The sequence below is a fragment of the Mesotoga sp. HF07.pep.5.2.highcov genome, from assembly GCF_003666285.1.
GTDB classification, from domain to species: domain Bacteria; phylum Thermotogota; class Thermotogae; order Petrotogales; family Kosmotogaceae; genus Mesotoga; species Mesotoga prima.
The window spans coordinates 1-1,818 of the sequence record NZ_JFHJ01000124.1 but is presented as its reverse complement, the minus strand read 5'-3'; the positions used below and the strand labels follow the sequence as shown (position 1 = coordinate 1,818).

Genomic DNA, 1,818 nt, shown 5'->3' with positions numbered 1-1,818 from the left:
ACACCGAGCTGCATTCCGAAATTCAATCCGCAACCGGATTGAACCATCGGTACGAGCGAAAGAACCAGAACGGAGTTCATGGCAAACCTTACTAATGTGTCGCTAATCGACGTCCCTATACTTATGTTGACAAATGGCGCTATTACGAAAAGAGATAAAAGGAAGAGAGCAATTATGATTCTCGGCCAACCGGCCTTCTCTATAAGGTTCGCAATGCCTTCAAACACTTTCCTTCACCTCTTCCTGCTCGCCCAGCATAAGCAAACCGAAGTCAGCCGGATCGGCGGTCGGCGGTAGAATTCCAAGTATCCTTCCTTCACTTACTATTGCTATTCTGTCGCAGATCGAGCGAAGCTCCTCTAGCTCGGAGGAGGTCATAATGATTGTTGTGCCGTGTTCTCGATTTTGTGTTCTTAGGGTTTCGAGAACCACGCTCTTCGCGCCTACGTCAATTCCCCTCGTTGGTTCAGAGACAAACAAGAGATCGGGTTCGAGAACGAAGGCCTTGGCAAGACATACCTTCTGTTGATTTCCTCCTGAAAGCTCCTTCGCCTGCTGTTTTTCACTCACGCATTTGATCTGGAGAGATTCAACGTATTCTCTGGCCACCCTTGAGATTTCTTTGTCATCTCGCCACTTGATCAAGCCACCTAGAAGATTCTTGATGAACCTTCCTTGAATCTGGATCGCGGTGAAAACAATATTCAAATCTATCGGTTCATCAAGGAGGAGACCAACGCCCCTTCTGTCTTCCGAAACGAATGCGATGCCTCTACTCAGGACGCCGACGGGATTGTTTAGCGGTAATCTCTCGCCTTTGTAATAGACTTCACCTTCCGCGGGAAAGAGTCCCATTACTCCGTTGGCTATTCCAAGCTTTCCTTGGCCGGCGAGACCTCCTATGCCGAGAATCTCTCCTTTGTGAACCTGGAGATTGACTCCATTTACCTGTTCTCCGGGCATGTCTACCCAGAGATCCTTTATGTCCAGAACAATTTCAGGCTCTTCACTTTTGTTTTCTCTAACCGATGAGCTGTCCTTTATTTCTCTTCCTACCATCAAAGAGGCGACCTCTCTTGGAGTCGTCTTTGAGGATTCCAGCTCTCGAACAACCTGACCGTCCCTCAGTACTACTAGACGATCTGCTATTTTCAACACTTCGCTCAACCTGTGACTAATGAAGATTATAGAAAGTCCCTTATTTGCAAGTCTTCTTGCCGCCGTTAGCATGGTTTCCGCTTCGGATTCCGTTAGGACGGCCGTCGGCTCATCGAGAACGAGGAGCTTCGTAGACTTTCTATCCATCTCTCTCGCGATCTCGGTGAACTGCCGGTGACCGACAGGCATTTCGCTAACGAGCATATCAGGGTCCAGCTGTACCTCAAGCTTTTCTATTGCAGCAACGGCTCTTTTGTGCATTTCTTCTCTGTTTAGAGTACGTAGTCTCTCGCCGAAGACCTCTACGAAAATGTTGTAGTTTGTGGACTCTCTATTCAGCAGGATATTCTCCGTTGCCGTGAAGCCGGGTATAAGTATGAACTCCTGATGTACCATGCCAATCCCTGCTTCTATCGCTTCAAAGGGACTGGTAAAATTGACTTCGACGTCATCTAGAAGTATCCTTCCTTGAAAACCCCCAGTTTCCTGAATCACAGGCAGGCCGAAGAGAATGTTCATGAGCGTTGACTTTCCGGCGCCGTTTTCTCCAACTAATCCAACGATCTCGCCTTTTCCAACACTAAGAGTTACGTCTTTCAAAACCTGATTACCAAAGAACTCTTTACTGATATTTTCCATCTTCAGCAAGTATTGCTTTTC

1 protein-coding gene and 1 pseudogene are annotated in these 1,818 nt (G+C 47.4%); both read right to left on the bottom strand.

Features of this window, described 5'->3' with window-relative positions; genetic code table 11:
* Positions 1-227, bottom strand: a pseudogene (locus tag BG32_RS02000) (ABC transporter permease); the annotation flags it as partial.
* The coding region (locus BG32_RS01995; protein ID WP_220660300.1) for a sugar ABC transporter ATP-binding protein at positions 220-1,818 on the bottom strand (1,599 nt) is incomplete at its 5' end. The pseudogene BG32_RS02000 and the gene BG32_RS01995, both read right to left, overlap by 8 nt.